At 75.4% G+C, this 729-nt stretch carries 1 protein-coding gene; it reads left to right on the top strand.

Annotation, left to right across the window (positions count from 1 at the left end; translation table 11 throughout):
* The first annotated feature begins 48 nt into the window (after positions 1-48).
* Positions 49-570: a SigE family RNA polymerase sigma factor gene (locus ABD308_RS00875; RefSeq protein ID WP_344323294.1), complete on the top strand. Its 522-nt coding sequence runs from the start codon at positions 49-51 to the stop codon at positions 568-570.
* Positions 571-729: the final 159 nt, after the last annotated feature.

Raw genomic sequence — 729 nt, 5'->3', positions numbered from 1 at the left:
CACGGGTGACGGAGACGGCGGCGGGGACGGCATGGCGGGGACGGCAGGATGAGGGACGCGAGACCGGACTTCGAGGAGTTCGTCGCCGCCCGCAGCCCCCGGCTGCTCCGGATGGCCTGGCTGCTGACCGGCGACCCGCACCAGGCCGAGGACCTGCTGCAGACGGCCCTCGCCAAGGTGTGGCCGCGCTGGGAGCAGATCTCCATCGACCGGCCCGAGGCGTACGTCCGCCGGGTGCTGGTGAACTCGCACGTCTCGTGGTGGCGCCGCCGCTGGCACGGGGAGCTGCCGCACGACCAGCTGCCCGAGCCTCCGACGGCCCTGGACCCGTTCGACGACCTGGTGGTGGGCCAGGTGGTGGCGGCCGCCGTCCGGGCGCTGCCGGCCCGGCAGCGGGCGGTGGTGGTGCTGCGCTTCTTCGAGGACCTCAGCGTGGAGGACACCGCCGAGGCGCTGGGCTGCAGCACGGGCACGGTCAAGAGCCAGACGCACCGCGCCCTGCACACGCTGCGCGGTCAACTGCCCGCCCGGGAACTGCTCCTGGACGGGGGGCGTCGTGACCGGGCCTGAGTTCACCGGGCGCGACGCCCTGGCGGAGGAGAGCGCCGAGGACCGCGAGGTGGCGGACGAGCTGCGGGTGCTGCTCCAGCTGGCCGCCCCGCACCTGTCGGCGCCCGAGGACCGGATGGAACGGGTCCTGGCCCGGGCCGCCCTCATGCGCCGGCGCCG

It is taken from the genome of Kitasatospora putterlickiae (genome assembly GCF_039527695.1).
Classification (GTDB): Bacteria; Actinomycetota; Actinomycetes; order Streptomycetales; family Streptomycetaceae; genus Kitasatospora; species Kitasatospora putterlickiae.
The sequence above is the reverse complement of the archived record's forward strand: the minus strand, read 5'-3'. Positions and strand labels throughout refer to the sequence as shown.